Below are 19,195 nucleotides of genomic sequence, written 5' to 3'. Positions count from 1 at the left end.
AGCCGAACAGAAAGATCAGGTGGTCGCCAGGATGGACCCGCCGCCGCCGAGCATACCGAGCATGAAGCCGACGATTCCGCCGGAGCCGACTGCCGCCAAGATGGAGGTGCTCACGTCCGCCTGCTCCATACTCTGTCGTACAAGGTCATGCCTACTAGCATGGCGATGACGAACAGTGCTGTCTGCGGGATTCCAACCGACAGGGACGCGACCGCCGGGCCGGGACAGAAGCCACCGATACCCCAGCCGAGGCCGAACAAGGCCGAGCCGATCACCAGCGGCGCGTCGATCCGACGGTTCGTCGGCACATGGAAGCTGTCGTCGAAGGCCGGATGGCGCATCCGCTTCATCACCTGCACGCCGATGGAGGCGACGACGACGGCGCCACCGAGAACGAAGGCAAGGCTCGGATCCCACGCGCCGAACACGTCGAGGAAGCCCTGGACGCGGGCCGGGTTCAGCATGCCGGACAGGGACAGGCCGAAACCGAAGACGATGCCCGAGGCGAGAGCCGCTCCGAATTGGTAGATGTGCCTATTCATAGTCCCAGACCTCGAAGAACCGTGACGGCAACCACGCCGGCCGTCAGGAACGTGGCGACCGCTACCATGGAGCGCGGCGACAGGCGGGCAAGCCCGACCACGCCGTGTCCGCTTGTGCAACCCGATCCCATACGCGAGCCGAAGCCGACGAGCAGCCCCGCGACGATGATCAGCGGCCAGCCGGCGGTGATCTGCACGGCAGGCCAGCCACCGAACACGAACAGGTAGGTGAGCGGCCCGAGCAACAGCCCGAGCACGAACGCAAGATTGGTGGTCAATCCGACACCTTGGGCGAGACGCCCGACGATCCCGCTGATCCCGGCAATCCGGCCGTTGAGGAGCAGGAGCATGACGGCCGATGCGCCGATCAGCATGCCCCCGGCCAATGAGGGGAGATATAAGTTCATTTGTCTTCCTTCACGCAGAAGATGTCATAGAGGGCGGCAACCAGTAGGACGGCCTTCTCCCCCGTCAGGCTATAGAAGATCTGTTTCCCCTCCCGCCGGGTTTCGACGATGCCGGAGCCACGCAGCACCGTCAGGTGCTGCGACAGATGCGGCTGGTGGACGTCGACCTTCTCTTCAAGCTCGCCGACCGAATACTCGCCTTCCACGAGCGTGCAGACGATCATCAGGCGCGCCGGATGGGACAACGTCTTCAGGAGGTTCGCTACCTCTCCGGCCCGGCTGGCCATCTCGGCAGGAGAAAGCCCCGCCTTCATCATCGCCTTCAGATCGGTCGTCATTCCCATGCGGCTCCCTGCAATGCATCGAGCGGAAACTGAGATAGCGCTAGTCGATATATATTATATTATATTATATTATATATCTTTCAAGGTCAGCCAAGGAATTTTTGTGCCCGCCCTTTGGTTCCCGCGCAGAGGAGACGCAATCAACCGACGCCTGCGCTGGCAGATGGAGGAGAGTTGCTGATCGAACCAGCACTGGCGTCGCACAAGGATGTCCGGGGAACGTTGCCTATCGCATGGCTTGAATTTTATACGTTTAGCCGCTGCCGTGATCCGGCGAGTTCGCCGGATCACGGCAGCGACAAAACGAACATCAGTAGTCAACTCCCACCGAAGCGCGCGAAAGATCGTCGCTTTCCAGCCGACCGTCGCGCAGCCGGTAAATATGGTCGAAGCGGTCGAGGATCATCTCGTCGTGTGTGACGACGATAATAGCCGCGCTCTGGTCGATTGCGATCCGCCGTAACAGATCCATCACGATACGGGCGCGGGCGGAATCGAGCGGCGCGGTCGGTTCGTCGGCGAGGATGATGCGCGGCCGATTGGCGAGCGCGCGAGCAATGGCCACCCGTTGGGCTTCGCCGCCGGACAGTTGCGCGGGCATTGCGTGCTTGCGGTGGCCGACCTCAAGATAATCGAGCAGTTCGATAGCATGCTGATGCGCTGCAGAGGCGCCCAATCCTGCAAGGTGGAGCACCACGGCGACATTGTCGGTGGCGTTGAGGAACGGCAGCAGGTTGGGATACTGGAAAATGAAGCCGACCTTGTCGAGCCGCAACCGGCGTAGGTCCGCCTTGAGCCAATGGTCATCATAGACGGCTTCGCCGTCGAGCGTGAGCCGGCCGCCGCTTGGCTCCAGAATGCAGGCCATGCAGTTGAGCAGCGTGGTCTTGCCCGAACCGCTCGGCCCCATAAGACCGACGACCTGGCCGGGAAAGACTTCCATGTTGATATCAACAAGCGCGTCGACCCGCGCACTTCCCGAACCGAAATGTTTCGAGAGGTGTTCGACACATACAACCGCTTGTGTGCCTGTCTCGATCATGATCCTACCCTGCAGCGGAGAGTGCTTCGGCGGGGTCCACTTTCAGCGCGAGCCGAATGCCCAGGGTGCTTGCGGCAAGGCAGACCACGATCGTGATAGCGAATACGGCCATAACGCTCTCTGGGTCGAACACGAGCCGCCGCGGGAAAAAGGGCCTGAAGGTAAAGACAAGCGCGAGCCCTGCGACGTAGGCGGTAATCCCCAATGACAGGGATTGCTGAACGATGAGGCCGATGATGGTGCGATCCGGCGCTCCGACAAATTTGAGCGTGGCGATTGACCGCACCTTGTCCATAGTCATCGTGTAGATAATCAGCGCGATGATGACGGCCGATACGATGACCAGCAGAACCATGATCAGAAGCTGCTGCTTGCGCGCCTTTTCGATCACGAACTTGCTCAGAAGGGTTTCCTGCTGAGCCTGCGTGAGGGCCGTCAGGTGTTTCCACCGCGAGAGTGCCGCTGCTGTCTCGGTGACCGGGATATGGGGTGACACCTTGGCGATGACGGCATTGATCTGGTCGTTGGTTTCCGTGGATCCGCTGCGCGCCTGCTCGCGCCGCGAAGCCGGGGGCGCCAGTTCGAACTGGAGCGCTTGCGCGTCGCGCAAGGTGATATAGGCGACTGGATCGCCGGATGATGTGAGTTCGTTCCGCATCAGGCCGACAACGGAAAATTTGTGATCGCGCGTTCCCAGCAGGACCTCCTGGCCCAGCGCCAGACCGGCGGAAGCATCGACGATCATTTCATAGTGGCCGCGCAAGATGTCGCGGCCGGCCGAGAGTTGACGTGGCCCGCCGGGTCTGCCCGGCTCAAAGCCAATGAGAAAGAGGCGGTGTGGGACGCCGTTCAACTCCGTCTGGACCGACTGGTAGGTGACAGACCCGGCGCGCTGGACGCCATAGAGCCGGCTAACCAGTTCTCTGGTGTCGCCCGGAATACGCGACGATTCGGCGAACGGCCCATTGGTCCCGGCCTCAACCACCCAGAGATCTGCATTGGCCGCGCGGGCCTGACGCAATGCGTCATCGATCAGGCCGCCATAGACGCCGGTCATCATGATTACGATGCCGAGGAGCAAGCTCAAGCCGAAGTTGGTCAGCAAAAAACGCAGGAGATTGTGCTTGATGTCCCGATAGGCCAGATTCATCGACTTGTCCCTTCGGCGACCTTCGCTGCACGGCCGATGCGCAGTCCACTGCGCAATGTCGTGAGGACGAGGGCGTGCTCAGGGACACCGCTGGTGATCTCAATACGTCCGTCGAGCAGCCGGTGCCCCAGTGTCACGTTGCGCTGCTCCAGGGTGCCATCCTCGACGGCCCATATGGTCCCTTGATTTTTGCCGAGGCCGATGATGGCTGCCTCCGGGACCAATAGGGCCTGCGGAAGCCGAACGGTCGTGATGTGGGCCTCAGCCTGCTCACCGAGATACAAATCGGCGGGCGGCGAGTCGAACGTGATCTCGACCCGCCTCTCCTCGTTGACCCGGTCGCTTTCCGGCTGGATGCGCGCGACGTGGCCGGCGATACGCCTGCCAGGCTGAGAACGCAGCACGATCTCGGCCGGTTCGCCGACGGTGATCTCGCCGGCCTTGCTCTCGTCGATGTAGGCGAGTGCCCACACGGTCTTTGGGTCGATCAGCGTGAACACCGGTTCACCGGCGCCGAGCGCCGAGCCGAGTTCCCTGAGGCGCGTGGTCACCATGGCATCGTAGGGCGCCGCGAGGGTGTAGAAGTCCAATATGGTTGATTGCAGTTGCTGTTGCGCTTTGGCGTCGCCAATATTGGCCTTGGCCACCAGGAGATCGCTTTCCGCCAGGTTCACATCGGCCAAGGCTGCGTCCTCTGCCGCTTCTGCCGTCTGCGCGGCTTCAAGCGAGGTGGTATTACCCTTTAACAGCGATTGCCGGCGCTCATTGATGCTCTTGGCATTCGCATGGTTCACCTGAGCCTTTTCGACGCTTGCGGTCGCTCTTTGAAGATTGGCTTCGGCCTGTTGGACCACCGCGTTTGCCCGAGCGACCTGTGCGTTCTGCTCACGGTCATCAAGACGGGCCAGAACCGCGCCCTTGGAAACGCGGTCGCCGACATCGGCGCGCAAATCGACCACCACGCCAGACACCTTGAAGCCAATCCTCGATGTCACCCGCGCCTCGACCGTCCCGAGGCCGAAGACCTGCACGGGCACGTCTTGCTCGGTGCTTGCGACTTGAACTTCGATCGGGCGCAGGAACATCGCCCATGCGCCGAAACCTACGCCCATGGCAACGGCCAGCAGGATAGAGAACGCGTAGACACGGGCGGATAGGCGCAGCGTCTTTCCGATGGCTTGGACCTGTGCCTTTTCGACGACTGAAGGGGTCTCCTTCATGATCGGCTTTGGAACTTCAAGCATAGACGTTCCCTGCGGTAAGGATGGAGACAACTCATGCTATCTTTGCTGCGCCCTGGCCGCGGCACCTGCAATGATCTCAATCAACTGCGGCGTCTGCTTGGTTGGCGGGATTGCGGCGCGCCTGCTGCCGTCGGCTTCCTGCCCCCCTCACCACCTCAAAACGGGGTGTGGTACGACGCCGCTGCGATATTGATCAAACCGTCCATGCCCTGGCACTCAGCGACGCCGCGAAACGCTGCTTCGTATCGCGGTCACTGAACGAAGGGTGCTCACGGTCGCCGGATCGGAAAAACTGCGAATTCAACGCAGCCTTGCCACCATCTTTTCAGGATGCATGCCGCCGCTTACCTTGGCGGGAACGCCGCGTGCCAGGTTCGGACGTCCTCCGACGTCACGTGGACGTGCCCACAGGAATCGAGCAGCCTTTCATCGAACTTTGCACTGGCGATCCGGCTGAAGACGTCGATGTATTCCTGTAATCTGAATTCGTCCACGCGAGGGGGATCGGCAACGGCCTCAAGCGCGTCGCGGGCAACGATGACGATCTGATCGCCGACGCCCGAATCCATCACGAGTCGGCCTTCGTCGCCGGACGACATCAGGAATCCGGATTTCAGTTTCAGTGGCATGACACCCTCCTTCTCTGTTTCCTGCAGAGTAGCGATTGGGAAGGTATCGGCAGTGACGTAGATCAACGCTCAATTCTAGAAGCCGCAAAAGCCCTTCTCGACGGCTTCCAGGCCGCCGCCGTACTCGCCGACGCCTGGCCGGATCACAATCGGCTCCAAGGGTCACGATGGATCCCACTGTCAGCATCGTCTCGTCTCTTGGTTAGGTCCAGTGCAAGACCGCGGCCAGGGCTGTCCTCGATGTTCGTCAACGGACCGTTCTCATCGCAACGACCGACGAAATCCGAGCAGCGAAAACACGAAGAGGCCCGCAGAGATGCTCGCGAGCCAGAGGAACTGCGGCCAGACCACCGAGAACCCGGCGCCGCGATAGAGGATCGCCTGGGCGAGCAGGATGAAATGCGTGTTCGGCGCGGCAAGCATGATCGTCTGGATCGCTTCCGGCATGCTTTCGCGGGGCGTGGTCGCGCCGGAGAGGATTTGCAGCGGCAGGAGCACCAGCATCAGCAGCAGGCCGAACTGCGGCATCGAACCCGCAAGCGTTGCGAGCGCGATCCCCATGGCGGTCGCCGCCAGCAGGTGGAGCGCCGCCCCCGCCATGAACAGCACGATCGATCCTTCGATCGGAACCTTCAGCAATCCCTGCACCACGAAGATCAGCGAAAGCAGAGTGGCAGCGAACACCACCAGCCCCATCGACCACACTTTTGCGGCCATGATTTCGAACGGCGTCAAAGGCATCACCAGAAGATGCTCCACCGTCCCGTGTTCCCGCTCGCGGATGAGAGCTGTTCCGGTCAAGATGATCGCCAGCATGGTGACGTTGTTGATCACGTTCATCACCGATGCGAACCACATCTGGTTGAGTTGGGGATTGAACCGGGCGCGCAATGCCAGATCCACCGACGGTATACGATCATCGATATCCGCGGCGGCAAAACCGGCGACTTCGGTCGAGACGATGTTCTGTACATATCCGGATCCGGAAAACGCCTGGGTCATTCGGGTCGCATCGACATTGAGCTGGATGACGGGGGATTTGCCGGCGATCAGGTCGCTCTGGAAGTTCGGCGGAATATCGAGCGCGAACGTGTCGGTGCCGGCATCCATGCGAGCATCCATCTCGCCCGCCGTGATCATCGCCGGTGGCTTGAAATAGGGCTTCAGGAAAGAGTCGGCGATCCGGCGCGAGAGCGGCGAATTGTCCTCGTCGACGATCGCGATCGGCGCATTGTTCAATGTTTCTGGAACTGCTTTTGCTTCCGTATAGACCGCGATGGTGAAGGAATAGACGATCAGCCCGAGCAATATCGGATCGCGCAGCAGGCCGCGCAGTTCCTTGATCCCGAGATGGAGGATATTGGCGAGCCGCATGCTTCACCGAGCCTGTTTCTTGAGAAAGACGACGCTCGTCGCAATCAGCAGCGGCCCGGCAACAATGAGCGGCAGGAAAGCCCCTAAAAGGTTTTCGAAGCCGAGGCCCTTGGAGAAAGTGCCCCGAGAGATAATGTTGAAATAGGTCGTCGGATAGATCTGGCCGATGAACGCCCCGATGCCCTGAAGCGAGGAGACCGGATCGATCATCCCGGCGAACTGCACGGCCGGTATGATCGTCAACAGCGTCGTCCCGAAGATCGCGGCGATCTGGCTCGACATGAAAGTCGAGACGAGGAGGCCGAAGGCGGTCGCGAAAGCGACATAGAGAAGAGCGGCTGTGGCAAAGGCCAGCAGGCTGCCGGTGAACGGCACCTGAAACACCAGGACCGCGAACAGCCACAGGAGCACGGCGTTCATCATGCCGAGCGCCAGGTAGGGAAGCTGCTTGCCGATGAGGAATTCCAGCCGCGTCACCGGTGTCACGTAGAAATTGACGATCGAGCCGAGTTCCTTCTCCCGCACCACCGACAGCGCCGCGAGCATCGCCGGGATCAGCAGAAGCAGCAGCGGAATGACGGCCGGCACCATCGCCACCAGGCTTTCGATGCCGGGATTGTAGCGGAAGCGGGTCTCGATCGAGAACTGCCCGCTTGCCGCATCGCCGTAGATCTCGCGCGCCTTCTGCGCCAGCCAATGGGCATGCATGCCCTGCACGTAGCCGCGCGTCGTTTCCGCCCGTTGCGGCATGGCGCCGTCGATCCACGCGCCGATCTCGACGTCGTGGCCGCGGGCGACATGTTCGGCAAAGCCGGCGGGGATCTCGATCGCCAGCTTCAGCGTACCGTCGCGCATGCGCCTGTCGAGATCGGCATAATCTGCAAGCGGCGGCTGCTCGATGAAATAGCGGGAGCCGGCGATGTTGGCGATATAGTCGCGGCTGGCGACCGTATCGTCACGGTCGAGAACCGCAAACGTCAGGTCCTTGACGTCCATGTTGATGCCGTAGCCGATCACGAACATCAGGATGACGCTGCCGATCAGCGCCAAAGTGGCGCGGATGGGGTCGCGGCGGATCTCCAGCGTTTCACGAAGGCTGTAGCTCCAGATGCGGCGTAGGTCGAAGGCGCGGTGCCGACGAGCGTCGCCGAACTTGCGCCCGTCTTCCTCTGGCGCGGATGAAGTGGCCGTCCCGCCGATCGCATCTTCGAGATAGGCGATGAACGCTTCCTCCAGCGTCGTGGCATAGCGGTTTTTGCGGATCGCATCGGGTGTATCGCTCACCAGCACCTTGCCGGCATGCATCAGCGATATGCGGTCGCAGCGCTCCGCCTCGTTCATGAAATGGGTGGAGATGAATATGGTGACGTGGTCTTTGCGGGAGAGCTCGATCAGCGCCGCCCACAGCTGGTCGCGGGCGATCGGATCGACGCCCGAAGTCGGTTCGTCGAGGATCAGCACCTCCGGCGAATGGATCAGTGCCACCGCCAGCGAAAGCCGCTGCCGGACACCGAGAGGCAAGCCGTCCGGCAGTGCGTCCATGACGTCCATAAGCTCGAAACGCCGGCCCATTTCCTCGATCCGGGCCGAAATCGTGTCGGCCGGCAGCCGAAACAGCCGCGCATGCAGGTCGAGGTTCTGCCGGACCGTCAGCTCTGTATAGAGCGAGAAGGCCTGGCTCATGTAGCCGACACGCCTCCGGACATCCATGTCCTTCGGGTCCACCTTCTTGCCGAACAGCTTCGCCGTGCCCTCGCTTGCCGGCAGCAAGCCAGTCAGCATCTTCATCGTCGTGGACTTGCCGCAGCCGTTCGAGCCGAGGAAGCCAAAGATCTCGCCGCGGCGGATGCGGAAGCTGACATCGTCCACCGCCGTGAAATCGCCGAAGCGCATGGTCAGGCCTTCCGCCTCGATGGCAAATTCCGCCGCGTCGAAATCCGCCGGCGGATGAAGCGGAATGGCCTTGTGCGTGGCCCGCCTCTCCTCCGGCATCAGCGCAATGAAGGCATCGTCGAGCGTGGCGGCGCCGGTATGGGCAAGGATTTCGCGCGGCGTGCCGGTCGCCAGCACTTTTCCGGCATCCATGACCGCCAGCCAGTCGAAACGCGCCGCTTCCTCCATATAGGCGGTCGCAACGATCACGCTCATCTCCGGCCGCTCCCTCCGGATATCGTCGACGAGGCTCCAGAACTGCCGGCGCGACAGCGGATCGACGCCGGTCGTAGGCTCGTCGAGAATCAAAAGGTCCGGATCGTGAATGAGGGCGCAGCAGAGGCCGAGCTTCTGTTTCATGCCGCCCGAAAGCTTGCCGGCGGGGCGGTCCTCGAAGCCCGAAAGGCCGGTGCGTTTCAGAAGGGTTGCAATGCGGTATTCCCGCTCCTCTCGGCCCTGGCCGAACAGGCGGGCGAAGAAATCGGCATTCTCGAACACCGATAGCGTCGGATAGAGGTTCTTGCCGAGCCCCTGCGGCATATAGGCAATGGCCGGGCAGGTGCGATCGCGGTAACGGGCGCTACGCATGTCGCCGCCAAGCACTTCGATCTCGCCCGTCTGGACCTGGCGTGCTCCGGAAATCAGCGAAAGCAGCGAGGATTTGCCCACCCCGTCCGGGCCAATCAGGCCGATCATACGCCCGGACGGCAAGTCGAGACTTATGCCGTCGATGGCGCGCGTCTTGCCGTAGGAATGGCCGACAGCCGCCAACCGCGCCACATAGGCGGGTTCCGCCGGGGTGCCCTTCGCCTGCTGCTCCGGGCTCATGGGGTGATCGGCCGTGACAGCGCCGCCGGCCACTCTGCGGCGGGATCGAGCTTCACATAGGTCCGGCCCGGCAACCCCGTCTTGACCTGTGCGATATATTTCTGGAGCAGTTCCGGAGAGACGCGCGCGCGCAGGCGGAACATCAGCTTCTGGCGTTCCTCTTCGGTCTCCACTGTCTTTGGCGTGAATTGCGCGACATCGGACACAAAGGATATCCGGGCTGGAATGACATATTGAGGGGCGGCATCGAGCACGATGCGAGCTTCGCTGCCGATCGGGGTGCGCCCAGCTTCCCCGGTCGGAAGGAAGAACGTCATGTAGACATCGCCGACATCGAGGATGTTGAGCACGCGGCCGCCGGCGGCGACCACTTCGCCCGGCTGCGCCACGAGATATTGCACCCGTCCGTCGCGCGGCGCCTTGAGCTCGGAATCGCGCAGATCGGCGTCGATCCGCGCGACGGTCGCCTGCACCGCCTCGACCGCGGCCTCGGCATCCACGACTTGCGACTGCGCCGCACCGATTGCCGCATCGGTCGCCGCAAGATTGGCTTTGGCCGCCGAGACGGTTGCGACCCCTCCTTCGACGCGGGCGCGGTCGTCGTCCAGCAATTGCTCGGAAACCGATCCGCTGCGGCTCATCTGCTCGCTACGGGCCAGCCGCTTGCGGGCCGATTGCAACTGGACCTCGTTCTGGGAGACGGTTGCGGCCGCGGCTTCCTTTTCCGCCTGGCGCTGGACGACGAGGCTTTTCGCGGTGTCGATACCGATCCTGGCCCTGGCAAGCTGGGCTTCCGCTTCCCGCTTCTGGGCGGCGAGCTGTTCGATATCCATGCGGGCGACGACTGCGCCGGCTTTGACCAAGTTGCCTTCCTTGACCAGAATATCAGAAAGCCGTCCGGCCGTCCGCGCCGCGATATCAATCTCGACTGCCTCGATGCGGCCGTTTCCACTGGCGATGCCCGGCATGGCCTCTGCCGAAAGTCGCATGTCGTAATAGCGCCACGCGAAATACCCGATACCCGCAGCGGCGATGACAGCGAGGCCAAATTTCAATTTACGGCTCAACACAGGCTCTATTCCTTTCAGGTGGGAACAGGTGTTCATCGGCCATTCCTGGCGGAGCCACCTTGACCGCGATCAATCTAAGGCGGGCCGCACGCTTCGAGCCGCGTTTGCAGTTGGCGCTGCCGTTGAACAAGGATCGGCCTACGCAGGGATAAACTCCGGCCACGCGCGAGGCGGCAGGCCGCCGGCAATCAAATTCAACGTCCAGTTCAACCGCGCCGCTCCCTTTGCATCATGGAGGCATCCTTGCTTCAAGTCGTTTCGCAGCGCTGAGCCTCGCAAGAGCGGCCGAGGCCGTTCGAACCTTGGCCGGGTCTGCTCGGCTTGTCAGTATGATAGGAACCCGGGCGCCGAGGACCAGTCCCGCAGCGTCTGCACCGGCGAAATAAATGAGCTGCTTGGCCAGCATGTTGCCCGCTTCGAGATCGGGAACCAGCAGGATGTCTGCATGCCCGGCAACTGGAGAGGCGATGGATTTGGCCTGCGCGGCCTCGATGCTGATTGCGTTGTCGAAGGCGAGTGGCCCGTCGACAATCGCGCCTTCAATCTGCCCGCGCGCGGCCATGACGGTCAGGGCCGCCGCGTCCAGCGTCGAAGGCATCTTGCTGTTGACGGTCTCGACGGCGGCCAGCACCGCCACCAGCGGTCTTTCGACGCCGAGAAGATGCATCAGGTCGACGGCATTCTGGCAGATATCGCGTTTCTGATCGAGATCCGGCTGGATGTTGATTGCCGCGTCGGTGACGATCAGCAGCTTGTCATAGGCCGGAATGTCCATGACGTAGACATGGCTCATGCGCCGGCCGGTCTTCAGTCCTGACGCCGGTGCGACAACTGCTGACATCAATTCATCGCTGTGCAGGCTGCCTTTCATCAAGGCGGCGACTTTGCCGATTGAGGCAAGTTCGACGCTGCGGTCGGCTGCGGCATGGCTGTGCTCGACAGGCTCGATGTCGATGCCGGCGAGTGAAAGTTCCGCGGCGTCGGCTATTGCCCTGATCTTCCGCTCCGGGCCGACCAGGATGGGATCAAGAAAGCCCTGTGCCTTGAGTTCCACGGCGGAACGCAGGGTTTCCGTCGAACACGGATGGACCACGGCCGTCCGCATCGCCGGCAGCGAAATCGCTTGGCGGATGATGGCCTCGTAACGGCCGTGATGTCTGAGCATGATATCCACGGGATCGACCTGTTCCTTTCGCCGAGAGCGCATGAGAGGGCGCCCACGGTGACCTGTGTCGCCCGGAACGGCGGCGCTTTCCTTGACGCAGCTCAATGTGAAGACGCCGCGATCCACGAACTGTCGTGTATGATGATCAGGATGCAGATGAGAAATCCAGCACCATGCGCCCATCGATCTTGCCGTCCTTCAGGCGTGCGAAGATGTCGTTGATGTCTTCGAGCTGCGCCTTGTGGATCTCCGCCTTGACCTTGCCTTCGGTGGCAAAGGTGATCGCCTCATCGAGATCACGCCTTGTCCCGACGATCGAGCCGCGCAGCGTGATGCGTTTGAGTACGACGTCGAAGATCGGCGTCGGGAACTCGCCGGGCGGTAGGCCGACCAGGCTGACCGTTCCCTTGCGTCTTACCATCCGGATTGCTTGGGAGAAAGCCGGCGGCGAGACGGCGGTGACCAGCACGCCGTGCGCGCCGCCGCCGGTTGCCTTCAGCGTGTCCTCGACCGCGGTCAGCGAGCGGGCATCCACGGCGAGATCCGCGCCCAGGCTGCGGGCAAGCTCCAGCTTTTCCGGGCTGACGTCGAGCGCCACCACATGGAAGCCCATCGCCTTGGCATATTGAATTGCGACATGGCCGAGCCCGCCGATGCCGGAGATCGCCACCCATTCGCCGGGTTTCGCTTCGGTCTCCTTGAGCCCCTTGTAGGTGGTCACGCCGGCGCAGAGGATCGGCGAGATCGCCGCGAAATCGACATTCTGCGGCAGTCTTGCGGCGAAGGCGGCGGAGGCGATGACATATTCGGCAAAGCCGCCGTTACAGCTATAGCCGGTATTGTGCTGGTGCTCGCAAAGCGTCTCCCAGCCGGTCTCGCAATATTCGCAAGCGAGACATGCGTCGTGCAGCCAGGCGACGCCGACGGCGTCACCTTCCTTCAATCCCGTCACTCCTGGGCCGAGCTCGACGACAATGCCGGCCGCCTCGTGTCCGGGAATGAACGGCGGGCTGGGCTTGACGGGCCAATCGCCATCGGCGGCGTGAAGGTCGGTGTGGCAGACGCCGCAGGCCATGACCTTAACGAGGATTTCGCCTGGGCCCGGTACGGGCACCGGGACGCATTCGATCGCAAGTGGCTTGCCGAATTGATGCACGACAGCGGCTTTCATCGTTCGCTTCATGTTCGTCTCCTTGTTGTGGAAGGCATGAATGCCGCAACGATTATTCCTGGGCGAGGGCCGTTTCATTGACCCAGCGCAATCGCGGAACCCTCGCTGGCTTAGACGGCACTCTGGAAGACCTGCCATCCGAACGAGAAACGACGGCTATCCGAATTTGTGTGGCGACACCTCCCAGATCACTGGGCGGGCGCATCAGACATTGATGACACTAATGCAATTCCTGCATCATCAACTTTGTTGTTGACTGCATACCTACTAGAAGGTAGACATAGCCGATGAGCAACCTTCTGACAACCGCCGACGAAATCCTTGCTTCTGCGCGAACTTTGATCATGAGCGGAGGCTATAACGGTTTTAGCTATGCCGATATCGCTGGAGTCGTTGGAATCCGGAAGGCCAGTATCCATCACCATTTTCCGAGCAAGATCGACTTGGTTCGCACGCTTGTGCAGCGATACCGTGAGGAGGGAGAGGCAGGCGTGGCGGCGCTGGAACAGAACGTGCAGAACCCGCTCGAACTCCTCAAAATCTACGCGGGTCATTGGGCCCAATGTATTGAGGACGCGAGCAGGCCTTTTTGTGTCTGCGCTCTGCTTGCGAGCGAGCTGCCCTCCTTGCCACCGGAAGTCGCAGCAGAAGTAAGAGCTTTTTTCCGCTTTGCCTCGACGTGGCTGACCTCGGTCATGGAGCGCGGTTCACAGCAGGGGGCTTTGAGGCTTTCGAGCGAGCCTCGCGTTGAGGCGGAAGCGTTCATGGCATCCGTCCACGGAGCTATGCTGTCCGCGCGTGCTTACGGCACCCCGGAAGTGTTTGCCACCATTCTGGCGCCCACTCTGGAGCGTCTGTCTCCGGCGGTCGTCCAATAACGTTCCGGGCGGAGACAAGCCGCCCGGCGGATTTCTACGTCGAAAGAAACTACCAACTAGTAGGAAGAATTGAAATGATGAAGAATATTCTCCCCGCCCTCGTGCTCGGGCTGTCTATCGCATCGCAGGTCTATATGGCGGCGCCTGTCTAAACAGAGTGTTGGCCGAAAGTGCAGCCACTGAGACACGGTGATGGCGAGCAAGATCATCGATGGCGACCCTCTCATGCTCGCAAGAGTTTTTGCTGGGCGACGGCAAATCAAAAGGAACGGAGCAAGCAGGATGAGCAGACGAAGAATAGGGAAAATCGCGCCGATCTCAGCAACGTCACCATCGGCCCCGGTCGACATCGGCCAGACAAACTCCATCCTGACGGACCCCGACGGCCGATGGGTCGCGAAAAGACAGTCCGCCATCAACGACGCCCTGGAACGTCGGCACATAGATCGAGGCCGGACCGGCGTCGATGAAGATACGTTCAGCCTGGATGGCCCATGTGCGAGGGAGGCTGAGGAACCGGCTTCTACGCAATATAGCCCGCCCCGAAAACTTTCGGGCGAGAGCGAACGAATCGGCAAAGGAAACTGGGGCGCTCAGACACCCTTTGGCAAGCACGTCGGTTACGTGTGATCTCCAATACGCTTCGGGCGTGAAAAGCCAACTCATTGAAACAAAATAAGGATCTTACCATGGCAAACTACCAAACGAGCTTCGCCGTGAACGGCAAGGATTATTGGTTGAAGCGGTACTATTTTGCGCGAGCCGCCTTCTCCGTCATCTGGGTCGCGGCAGCATTGACGGCTGGCCGCCAGTCCTTCTCCGCAGCGGCGGTCTTGCTGATCATCTATCCCGCCTGGGATGCTGCCGCCAACTATGTCGATGCCACACGAAACGGCGGTCTGGCACATAACCGGAGCCAAGCGATCAACGTGGCTGTCAGTTCGGTGATGACCGTTGCGGTCGTCGTCGCTCTTACAATGAGTATGAACTGGGTCCTTGGCGTTTTCGGTCTCTGGGCAATATTCTCCGGCCTCTCGCAGCTCGGCACGGCGGTTCGGCGGTGGAAGACAAGCGGGGGGCAGTGGGCAATGATCCTGAGCGGCGGTCAGTCCGCCGTAGCGGGCGCATTCTTCATCGCGCAAGCGCTGAAGCCCGACGCACCTTCGATCGCCAATGTTGCGGGTTATGCTGGTCTCGGTGCCTTCTATTTTCTTGTCTCAGCTGTTTGGCTCACCGTCAGCCATATGCGGCAGAAGACTGTCTGACGCGGTTGTTCCTGTTGATCGCAAAGCCTGCGACCAGCCCATTCTCGCGCAAGTGGGTGGAAGGTTCGCGTTCCTTTCAAGAGCAAAGACGGCAAATAATGGAGGGCGCGAAGCGGAGGGGGTTCGAGGCGTCAACATCATGCGCGTCCGGACGGAAAGATCATCGAGGGTCCGGGGTACGTGAAGGGGGGCTGATGCTCCGATCGCGAACCGGCGATCCCCGCGGGTCGCTATCCAAACCACGCTGGACGTCTGGCGCAAGGTCTCGAAGGGGCCGCGCGCGAAACCTCGAGAGGTCGCCGTGAGCCTCTATCGCACCGACAAGGCTGAAAAGCCTTTCTGAGGACCAGCCATGTGGACTGCGAAGACACCGCTCACTGCACCTCGTTGACATAGCGGTGGTTGGCGGTGGTTGCCCGGTGCGCTGAAATCAAAACCGGTACAGCCATCTGGTCATAGGCCACTTCGTCGATCGTTAGGACCGCTGCTGGCCGGCTCAGTTCCAGCCAATGGGCATCGCACTCGGCCGCAAGGTCGGCACCGATCTGCTCGCGTATGGCCGAGATGCGGATCCCATAATTTTCCAGCAGATGCAGGTAGAAGAGCTGGGGGATTTCCTCCCGCCTCTCCGGGAAGTCCGGAACCCGTTCGCGGGAAAGTGTCAGCGTCTCGTGCATGATCGGCCGATCGTCGATGTAGCGCACCCGGTGGAAGGTGACGATCGGCGATCCTTCTTCGATCTGAAGTTTCCCCGCGTCGGCGGCGGAAGCAAAGCTCCTGTCGAGCGAAGTCACCTTTGTTACCGATTTGCTGAGCGAACCATCCAGCCCGTGCAGTCGAAAATACTGAAAAAACAGTCGCAGGCTGTGCTGCGGCTTGCGGCCGGTCACGACGGTGCCGGTCTTGCGACGGCGGCTGAGAAGGCCGTCATTGGTGAGATCCATCAGCGCCCGCCGGATCGTGCCCACGGCCACGCCGTAGGTTTGCGACAGCGCTATTTCGCTCGGCAGAACCGAACCCGGTTCCAGTTTGCCGATCATGATCGCTTCCGTGATCTGTCGCTTGACCACTTCGTAAAGCGGCAAGGACAATTCTGTCAGCCTGATCGCTCCTGATGAATTATTGGGCAATTCCGGCAATTATTTGCCTCTTCTTTGGAGTTGACTCATGGGCTCGATCTACGCACTATTACTATATAGTTTATATTAAAGCGCAAGCTGAGGAGGCTGGCGTGACGGGTACCGAGGACACTGCCATGAACACGCAGCAGCAAGCATCTTCGCAACAGATCTTTGAGTCTGCCATGGCAGCGATTGAGTTGGATGTCGAGGCTGCTGTCGATGATCTGGCGCGGATGATCGAAGTTGACACCTCATTCCCGCCGGGTCTGGGCTATGACGCTTTTGCCGATCTGATGGCTGAACTCCTTTCGCCCTTGGAGTTTGAGTTCGAGCGGGTCGTGGTGCCGCGTGATCTTTGGTACGTGTCCGGTGGACCGGCATCCGGCGAGCGGACCAACCTCGTGGCCACCCGCGAAACAGGAAAGCCTGTCTGCGGTCTTTATTATCACGTCGACACGGTTCCGATCGCGCCCGGCTGGGTACGTGATCCGCTGAAGCTGACGGTCGAGGGTGACGATCTGTTCGGGCTCGGCGCAGCGGATATGAAGGGCACGATCGCAGCAACCCTGCTGGCGTTGCGGGCCGCCAAAAAATGCGGCCTGCCTCTGTATTACGATCCGATGCTGCTCCTCTGCACCGATGAGGAAGGGGGCCTATATCCCGGCATTCGTTATCTGGCGGAGCAGGGCATGTTGAAAGGTCATATCCTCAATTTCAACGGGTCCGCGGCGCCGCGCATCTGGGCGGGCTGCTTCGGCGTCTTCCATCTGCAGGTGACGATTAGGGGGCACGCCGTTCATGCGGGCGAAGGCAATCGCACCGGCGCCGGCATCAATGCTATCGAAGGCGCCTTGCCCTTGCTCAATGCCTTGATGGCATTGAAGCCGGGCGTCGCCAGCCGGGCATCCGCACTGCCGCCACCGCCGCACGCGTCAGGTCCGCTGCGACCGCAGCTTTCGATTTCGGCCGTCAACGGCGGCACCGCCGGCGGACAGGTGCCGGCGGAGATCAAGATTCTCGTGAGCCGGCGTTACGCTCCGGAAGAAAACTATGAGGACGCGCGCGCAGAGATCGAAAGCGTGATCCGCGACAGCGTTGCCGACACGGGGTTGGGGCTCGAAACGGACCTTGTCGGCCACCTTATCCCGACGGACGATCCGGAAGGTCCGCATTGGCCACGCTGGCAAAAGGCGCTGTCGCTGGGCTTCGGCTACAAGCCGGAAGACTTTCAAAAATGGGGCGCCGCGAGCTGTTCCGATTTCGGCTACGTGCAGAAGTCGGGTTTTACACAGGAGGTGCTGCTGGGCGGGCTCGGCCGCCCGGAAAGCTGCATCCACAGTCCTGAAGAGCATACCACCCGCCAGGACATCATCGCCCTGGCGAAAAGCATACTGGTCTATCTCGCGGCGGACTTTGCCGCCGACTCCATTCCTGAAAACCGCGTCTGAACCATAAGGGAACTGAAAAATGCTGGAAATGAAACGTCGCTTCTTCCTCGCCGGCACCGCCGCCGTCTTTGCTGCACCGGCGCTTGGCCTGGCGCAGACCGCAAAGCCGGCCAAGGGCGGCACGCTGCGCATCTCCGTCGACCAGGCCGCAAGTGTCATCCATCCGCTGCTGACGCGCGTCAACCCGGAATACCTGGTGACCGAGTTGCTCTATAGCAACCTGACACGCCTGAAGGTCGACATGTCCGTCGAGCCGGACCTGGCCGAAAGCTGGAAGCCCAATGACGGCCTGACCGAATGGACGTTCAAGCTGCGCAAGGGCGTCACCTTCCATGACGGCTCGCCATTCACGGCAAAGGACGTCGTCGCCACCTTCAAGGCAATCCTCGATCCGGCAACCGCGTCGCCCGGCCGCAACAATGTCGGCCCGATCTCCGACATCGTCGCCGTCGACGATACGACAGTGCTGTTCAAGCTCTCCGGCGCCTATGCCGACTTGCCGGTCGCCATGGCCTACACCAACGCCCGCATCATTCCGGCCTCGATCGCCACTGGCGACCTCAAGAGCCTCTCCACCAAGGCTGTCGGCACCGGTCCGTTCAAGCTGGTTTCCTACGAGCCGGACCGTCTGATCGTCGTCGAACGCAACCCGAACTATTACGACCCGGCACGCCCTTATCTCGATCGAATCGAGGTCCAGGTATTCCCGGATATCTCCGCCGAAGGCTCGGCGATGATCGCCGGCAATGTCGACATCATCTCGACGCTGCAGCCGACCGAATACCTGCGGCTTGACGGCAATGCCGGCGTCGAGGTCCTGCGCACGCCGTCCGGCCAGTTCTGCAACATCAACTTCGGTTGCGACACCGCACCGTTCAACGACGCGCGCGTCCGCCGTGCGATCGCGCTCACGGTCGATCGCGAGGCGATGGTCAACTTCGTTACCGAAGGTTTTGGCACGCCGGGCAACGACACGCCGCTGAACCCGTCCTACCAGTTCTTCAAGGCTGCCAAACAGCGCCAGAAGAATATCGCGGAAGCCAAGAAGCTGCTCGCGGAAGCCGGTTTCCCGAATGGCCTGCAAGCGACGCTCATCGCCTCCGACCGCCCGGCGGTACGCACGCAGCTTGCGGTCGCCCTCAAGGAAATGGCCAAGGAAGCCGGCATTACCATCAACGTCCAGACGATGCCGCATGCCACCTATCTGGAGCAGGTGTGGAAGAAGGGCAGCTTCTACGTCGGCTTCTACAACATGCAACCGACCCCGGATGGCATCTTCAAGCTCCTCTATACTTCGGATGCCTCCTGGAACGAGACGCGCTGGAACAACAAGGCCTTCGACGCCCTGGTCGCCGAAGCCCGCGGCACGATCGACGCAGCCAAGCGCACCGAGCTTTACACCAAGGCGCAGGAACTGATGAACGAGGAAGTGCCTTCGATCATCCCGTCCTTCTTCGACGTGCTGTCGGCCAAGCGCAGCTGGGTCAGCGGTTACCAGGCGCATCCGCGCGCCTCGGTCTTCCGCCTCGACTACGCCTCCCTGACCGACAAGGCGCCAAAGCGCGGCTGACCCCGAACAATGCCG

General features: G+C 61.4%; 16 protein-coding genes and 1 pseudogene. 4 read left to right on the top strand and 13 right to left on the bottom strand.

Annotation, left to right across the window (positions count from 1 at the left end):
* Positions 1 to 110 precede the first annotated feature (110 nt).
* The 12 genes and pseudogenes from LZK81_RS23875 to adhP all read right to left on the bottom strand — a co-directional run bounded on the left by LZK81_RS23875 (position 111) and on the right by adhP (position 12,910).
* A complete protein-coding gene (locus tag LZK81_RS23875) occupies positions 111 to 542 on the bottom strand; it encodes a YeeE/YedE family protein (RefSeq protein ID WP_233957542.1) in 432 nt (143 codons plus the stop codon).
* On the bottom strand, positions 539 to 949 hold the full coding sequence (locus LZK81_RS23870; protein WP_233957541.1) for a YeeE/YedE family protein: 411 nt from the start codon (positions 947 to 949) through the stop codon (positions 539 to 541). Before LZK81_RS23870 ends, LZK81_RS23875 begins: the two co-directional genes overlap by 4 nt.
* Positions 946 to 1,293 carry a sulfite-sensing transcriptional repressor BigR gene (gene bigR / locus LZK81_RS23865; protein ID WP_233957540.1) on the bottom strand — a complete coding sequence of 116 codons (348 nt, stop codon included), beginning with the start codon at positions 1,291 to 1,293 and terminating at the stop codon, positions 946 to 948. Before bigR ends, LZK81_RS23870 begins: the two co-directional genes overlap by 4 nt.
* A 310-nt stretch (positions 1,294 to 1,603) precedes the next feature.
* Positions 1,604 to 2,335, bottom strand: a complete 732-nt coding sequence (locus LZK81_RS23860; protein WP_233957539.1) for an ABC transporter ATP-binding protein — start codon at positions 2,333 to 2,335, stop codon at positions 1,604 to 1,606.
* A gap of 4 nt (positions 2,336 to 2,339) precedes the next feature.
* Entirely contained in the window at positions 2,340 to 3,485 is a 1,146-nt protein-coding gene (locus LZK81_RS23855) for an ABC transporter permease (RefSeq protein WP_233957538.1), read from the bottom strand.
* A complete protein-coding gene (locus tag LZK81_RS23850) occupies positions 3,482 to 4,729 on the bottom strand; it encodes an efflux RND transporter periplasmic adaptor subunit (RefSeq protein WP_233957537.1) in 1,248 nt (415 codons plus the stop codon). Before LZK81_RS23850 ends, LZK81_RS23855 begins: the two co-directional genes overlap by 4 nt.
* 344 nt (positions 4,730 to 5,073) lie before the next feature.
* Entirely contained in the window at positions 5,074 to 5,358 is a 285-nt protein-coding gene (locus LZK81_RS23845; protein WP_233957536.1) for a hypothetical protein, read from the bottom strand.
* Positions 5,359 to 5,619: 261 nt separating this feature from the next.
* Positions 5,620 to 6,732, bottom strand: a complete 1,113-nt coding sequence (locus LZK81_RS23840) for an ABC transporter permease (RefSeq protein WP_233957535.1) — start codon at positions 6,730 to 6,732, stop codon at positions 5,620 to 5,622.
* A gap of 3 nt (positions 6,733 to 6,735) precedes the next feature.
* Complete coding sequence (gene rbbA, locus LZK81_RS23835; RefSeq protein WP_233957534.1) at positions 6,736 to 9,492, bottom strand: ribosome-associated ATPase/putative transporter RbbA; 2,757 nt, start codon at positions 9,490 to 9,492, stop codon at positions 6,736 to 6,738.
* Complete coding sequence (locus LZK81_RS23830) at positions 9,489 to 10,559, bottom strand: HlyD family secretion protein (RefSeq protein WP_233957862.1); 1,071 nt, start codon at positions 10,557 to 10,559, stop codon at positions 9,489 to 9,491. Before LZK81_RS23830 ends, rbbA begins: the two co-directional genes overlap by 4 nt.
* A gap of 232 nt (positions 10,560 to 10,791) precedes the next feature.
* Positions 10,792 to 11,751 (bottom strand): annotated as a pseudogene (locus tag LZK81_RS23825) (bifunctional enoyl-CoA hydratase/phosphate acetyltransferase); the annotation flags it as partial.
* A 121-nt stretch (positions 11,752 to 11,872) separates the two neighbouring features.
* Positions 11,873 to 12,910: an alcohol dehydrogenase AdhP gene (gene adhP / locus LZK81_RS23820; RefSeq protein WP_233957533.1), complete on the bottom strand. Its 1,038-nt coding sequence runs from the start codon at positions 12,908 to 12,910 to the stop codon at positions 11,873 to 11,875.
* Between the two features lie 275 nt (positions 12,911 to 13,185).
* On the opposite strand from adhP, the gene LZK81_RS23815 reads away from it, so the two are divergent.
* Positions 13,186 to 13,776 carry a TetR/AcrR family transcriptional regulator gene (locus tag LZK81_RS23815; RefSeq protein ID WP_233957532.1) on the top strand — a complete coding sequence of 197 codons (591 nt, stop codon included), beginning with the start codon at positions 13,186 to 13,188 and terminating at the stop codon, positions 13,774 to 13,776.
* Between the two features lie 689 nt (positions 13,777 to 14,465).
* The gene (locus LZK81_RS23810; protein ID WP_046605770.1) at positions 14,466 to 15,041 is read left to right on the top strand and encodes a DUF308 domain-containing protein; all 576 of its coding nucleotides are present in this window, start codon (positions 14,466 to 14,468) and stop codon (positions 15,039 to 15,041) included.
* Between the two features lie 374 nt (positions 15,042 to 15,415).
* Here the strand turns inward: LZK81_RS23810 and LZK81_RS23805 are convergent, their stop codons facing one another.
* Positions 15,416 to 16,180 carry a GntR family transcriptional regulator gene (locus LZK81_RS23805; RefSeq protein WP_046605771.1) on the bottom strand — a complete coding sequence of 255 codons (765 nt, stop codon included), beginning with the start codon at positions 16,178 to 16,180 and terminating at the stop codon, positions 15,416 to 15,418.
* Positions 16,181 to 16,296: 116 nt separating this feature from the next.
* Here LZK81_RS23805 and LZK81_RS23800 point away from each other — a divergent pair, with 116 nt between their 5' ends.
* The gene (locus LZK81_RS23800) at positions 16,297 to 17,610 is read left to right on the top strand and encodes a M20 family metallopeptidase (RefSeq protein WP_233957531.1); all 1,314 of its coding nucleotides are present in this window, start codon (positions 16,297 to 16,299) and stop codon (positions 17,608 to 17,610) included.
* A gap of 19 nt (positions 17,611 to 17,629) precedes the next feature.
* On the top strand, positions 17,630 to 19,180 hold the full coding sequence (locus tag LZK81_RS23795) for an ABC transporter substrate-binding protein (RefSeq protein ID WP_233957530.1): 1,551 nt from the start codon (positions 17,630 to 17,632) through the stop codon (positions 19,178 to 19,180).
* Positions 19,181 to 19,195: the final 15 nt, after the last annotated feature.

This window comes from Neorhizobium galegae, assembly GCF_021391675.1.
GTDB classification, from domain to species: domain Bacteria; phylum Pseudomonadota; class Alphaproteobacteria; order Rhizobiales; family Rhizobiaceae; genus Neorhizobium; species Neorhizobium galegae_B.
This window is presented reverse-complemented; position numbering and strand designations above follow the sequence as displayed.

Bases quoted from the DNA above. Each gene is read 5' to 3' on its own strand.
- LZK81_RS23875 (WP_233957542.1), bottom strand. From the start codon at position 542: ATGAATAGGCACATCTACCAATTCGGAGCGGCTCTCGCCTCGGGCATC.
- LZK81_RS23870 (WP_233957541.1), bottom strand. From the start codon at position 949: ATGAACTTATATCTCCCCTCATTGGCCGGGGGCATGCTGATCGGCGCA.
- bigR (WP_233957540.1), bottom strand. From the start codon at position 1,293: ATGGGAATGACGACCGATCTGAAGGCGATGATGAAGGCGGGGCTTTCT.
- LZK81_RS23860 (WP_233957539.1), bottom strand. From the start codon at position 2,335: ATGATCGAGACAGGCACACAAGCGGTTGTATGTGTCGAACACCTCTCG.
- LZK81_RS23855 (WP_233957538.1), bottom strand. From the start codon at position 3,485: ATGAATCTGGCCTATCGGGACATCAAGCACAATCTCCTGCGTTTTTTG.
- LZK81_RS23850 (WP_233957537.1), bottom strand. From the start codon at position 4,729: ATGCTTGAAGTTCCAAAGCCGATCATGAAGGAGACCCCTTCAGTCGTC.
- LZK81_RS23845 (WP_233957536.1), bottom strand. From the start codon at position 5,358: ATGCCACTGAAACTGAAATCCGGATTCCTGATGTCGTCCGGCGACGAA.
- LZK81_RS23840 (WP_233957535.1), bottom strand. From the start codon at position 6,732: ATGCGGCTCGCCAATATCCTCCATCTCGGGATCAAGGAACTGCGCGGC.
- rbbA (WP_233957534.1), bottom strand. From the start codon at position 9,492: ATGAGCCCGGAGCAGCAGGCGAAGGGCACCCCGGCGGAACCCGCCTAT.
- adhP (WP_233957533.1), bottom strand. From the start codon at position 12,910: ATGAAGCGAACGATGAAAGCCGCTGTCGTGCATCAATTCGGCAAGCCA.
- LZK81_RS23815 (WP_233957532.1), top strand. From the start codon at position 13,186: ATGAGCAACCTTCTGACAACCGCCGACGAAATCCTTGCTTCTGCGCGA.
- LZK81_RS23810 (WP_046605770.1), top strand. From the start codon at position 14,466: ATGGCAAACTACCAAACGAGCTTCGCCGTGAACGGCAAGGATTATTGG.
- LZK81_RS23800 (WP_233957531.1), top strand. From the start codon at position 16,297: ATGAACACGCAGCAGCAAGCATCTTCGCAACAGATCTTTGAGTCTGCC.
- LZK81_RS23795 (WP_233957530.1), top strand. From the start codon at position 17,630: ATGCTGGAAATGAAACGTCGCTTCTTCCTCGCCGGCACCGCCGCCGTC.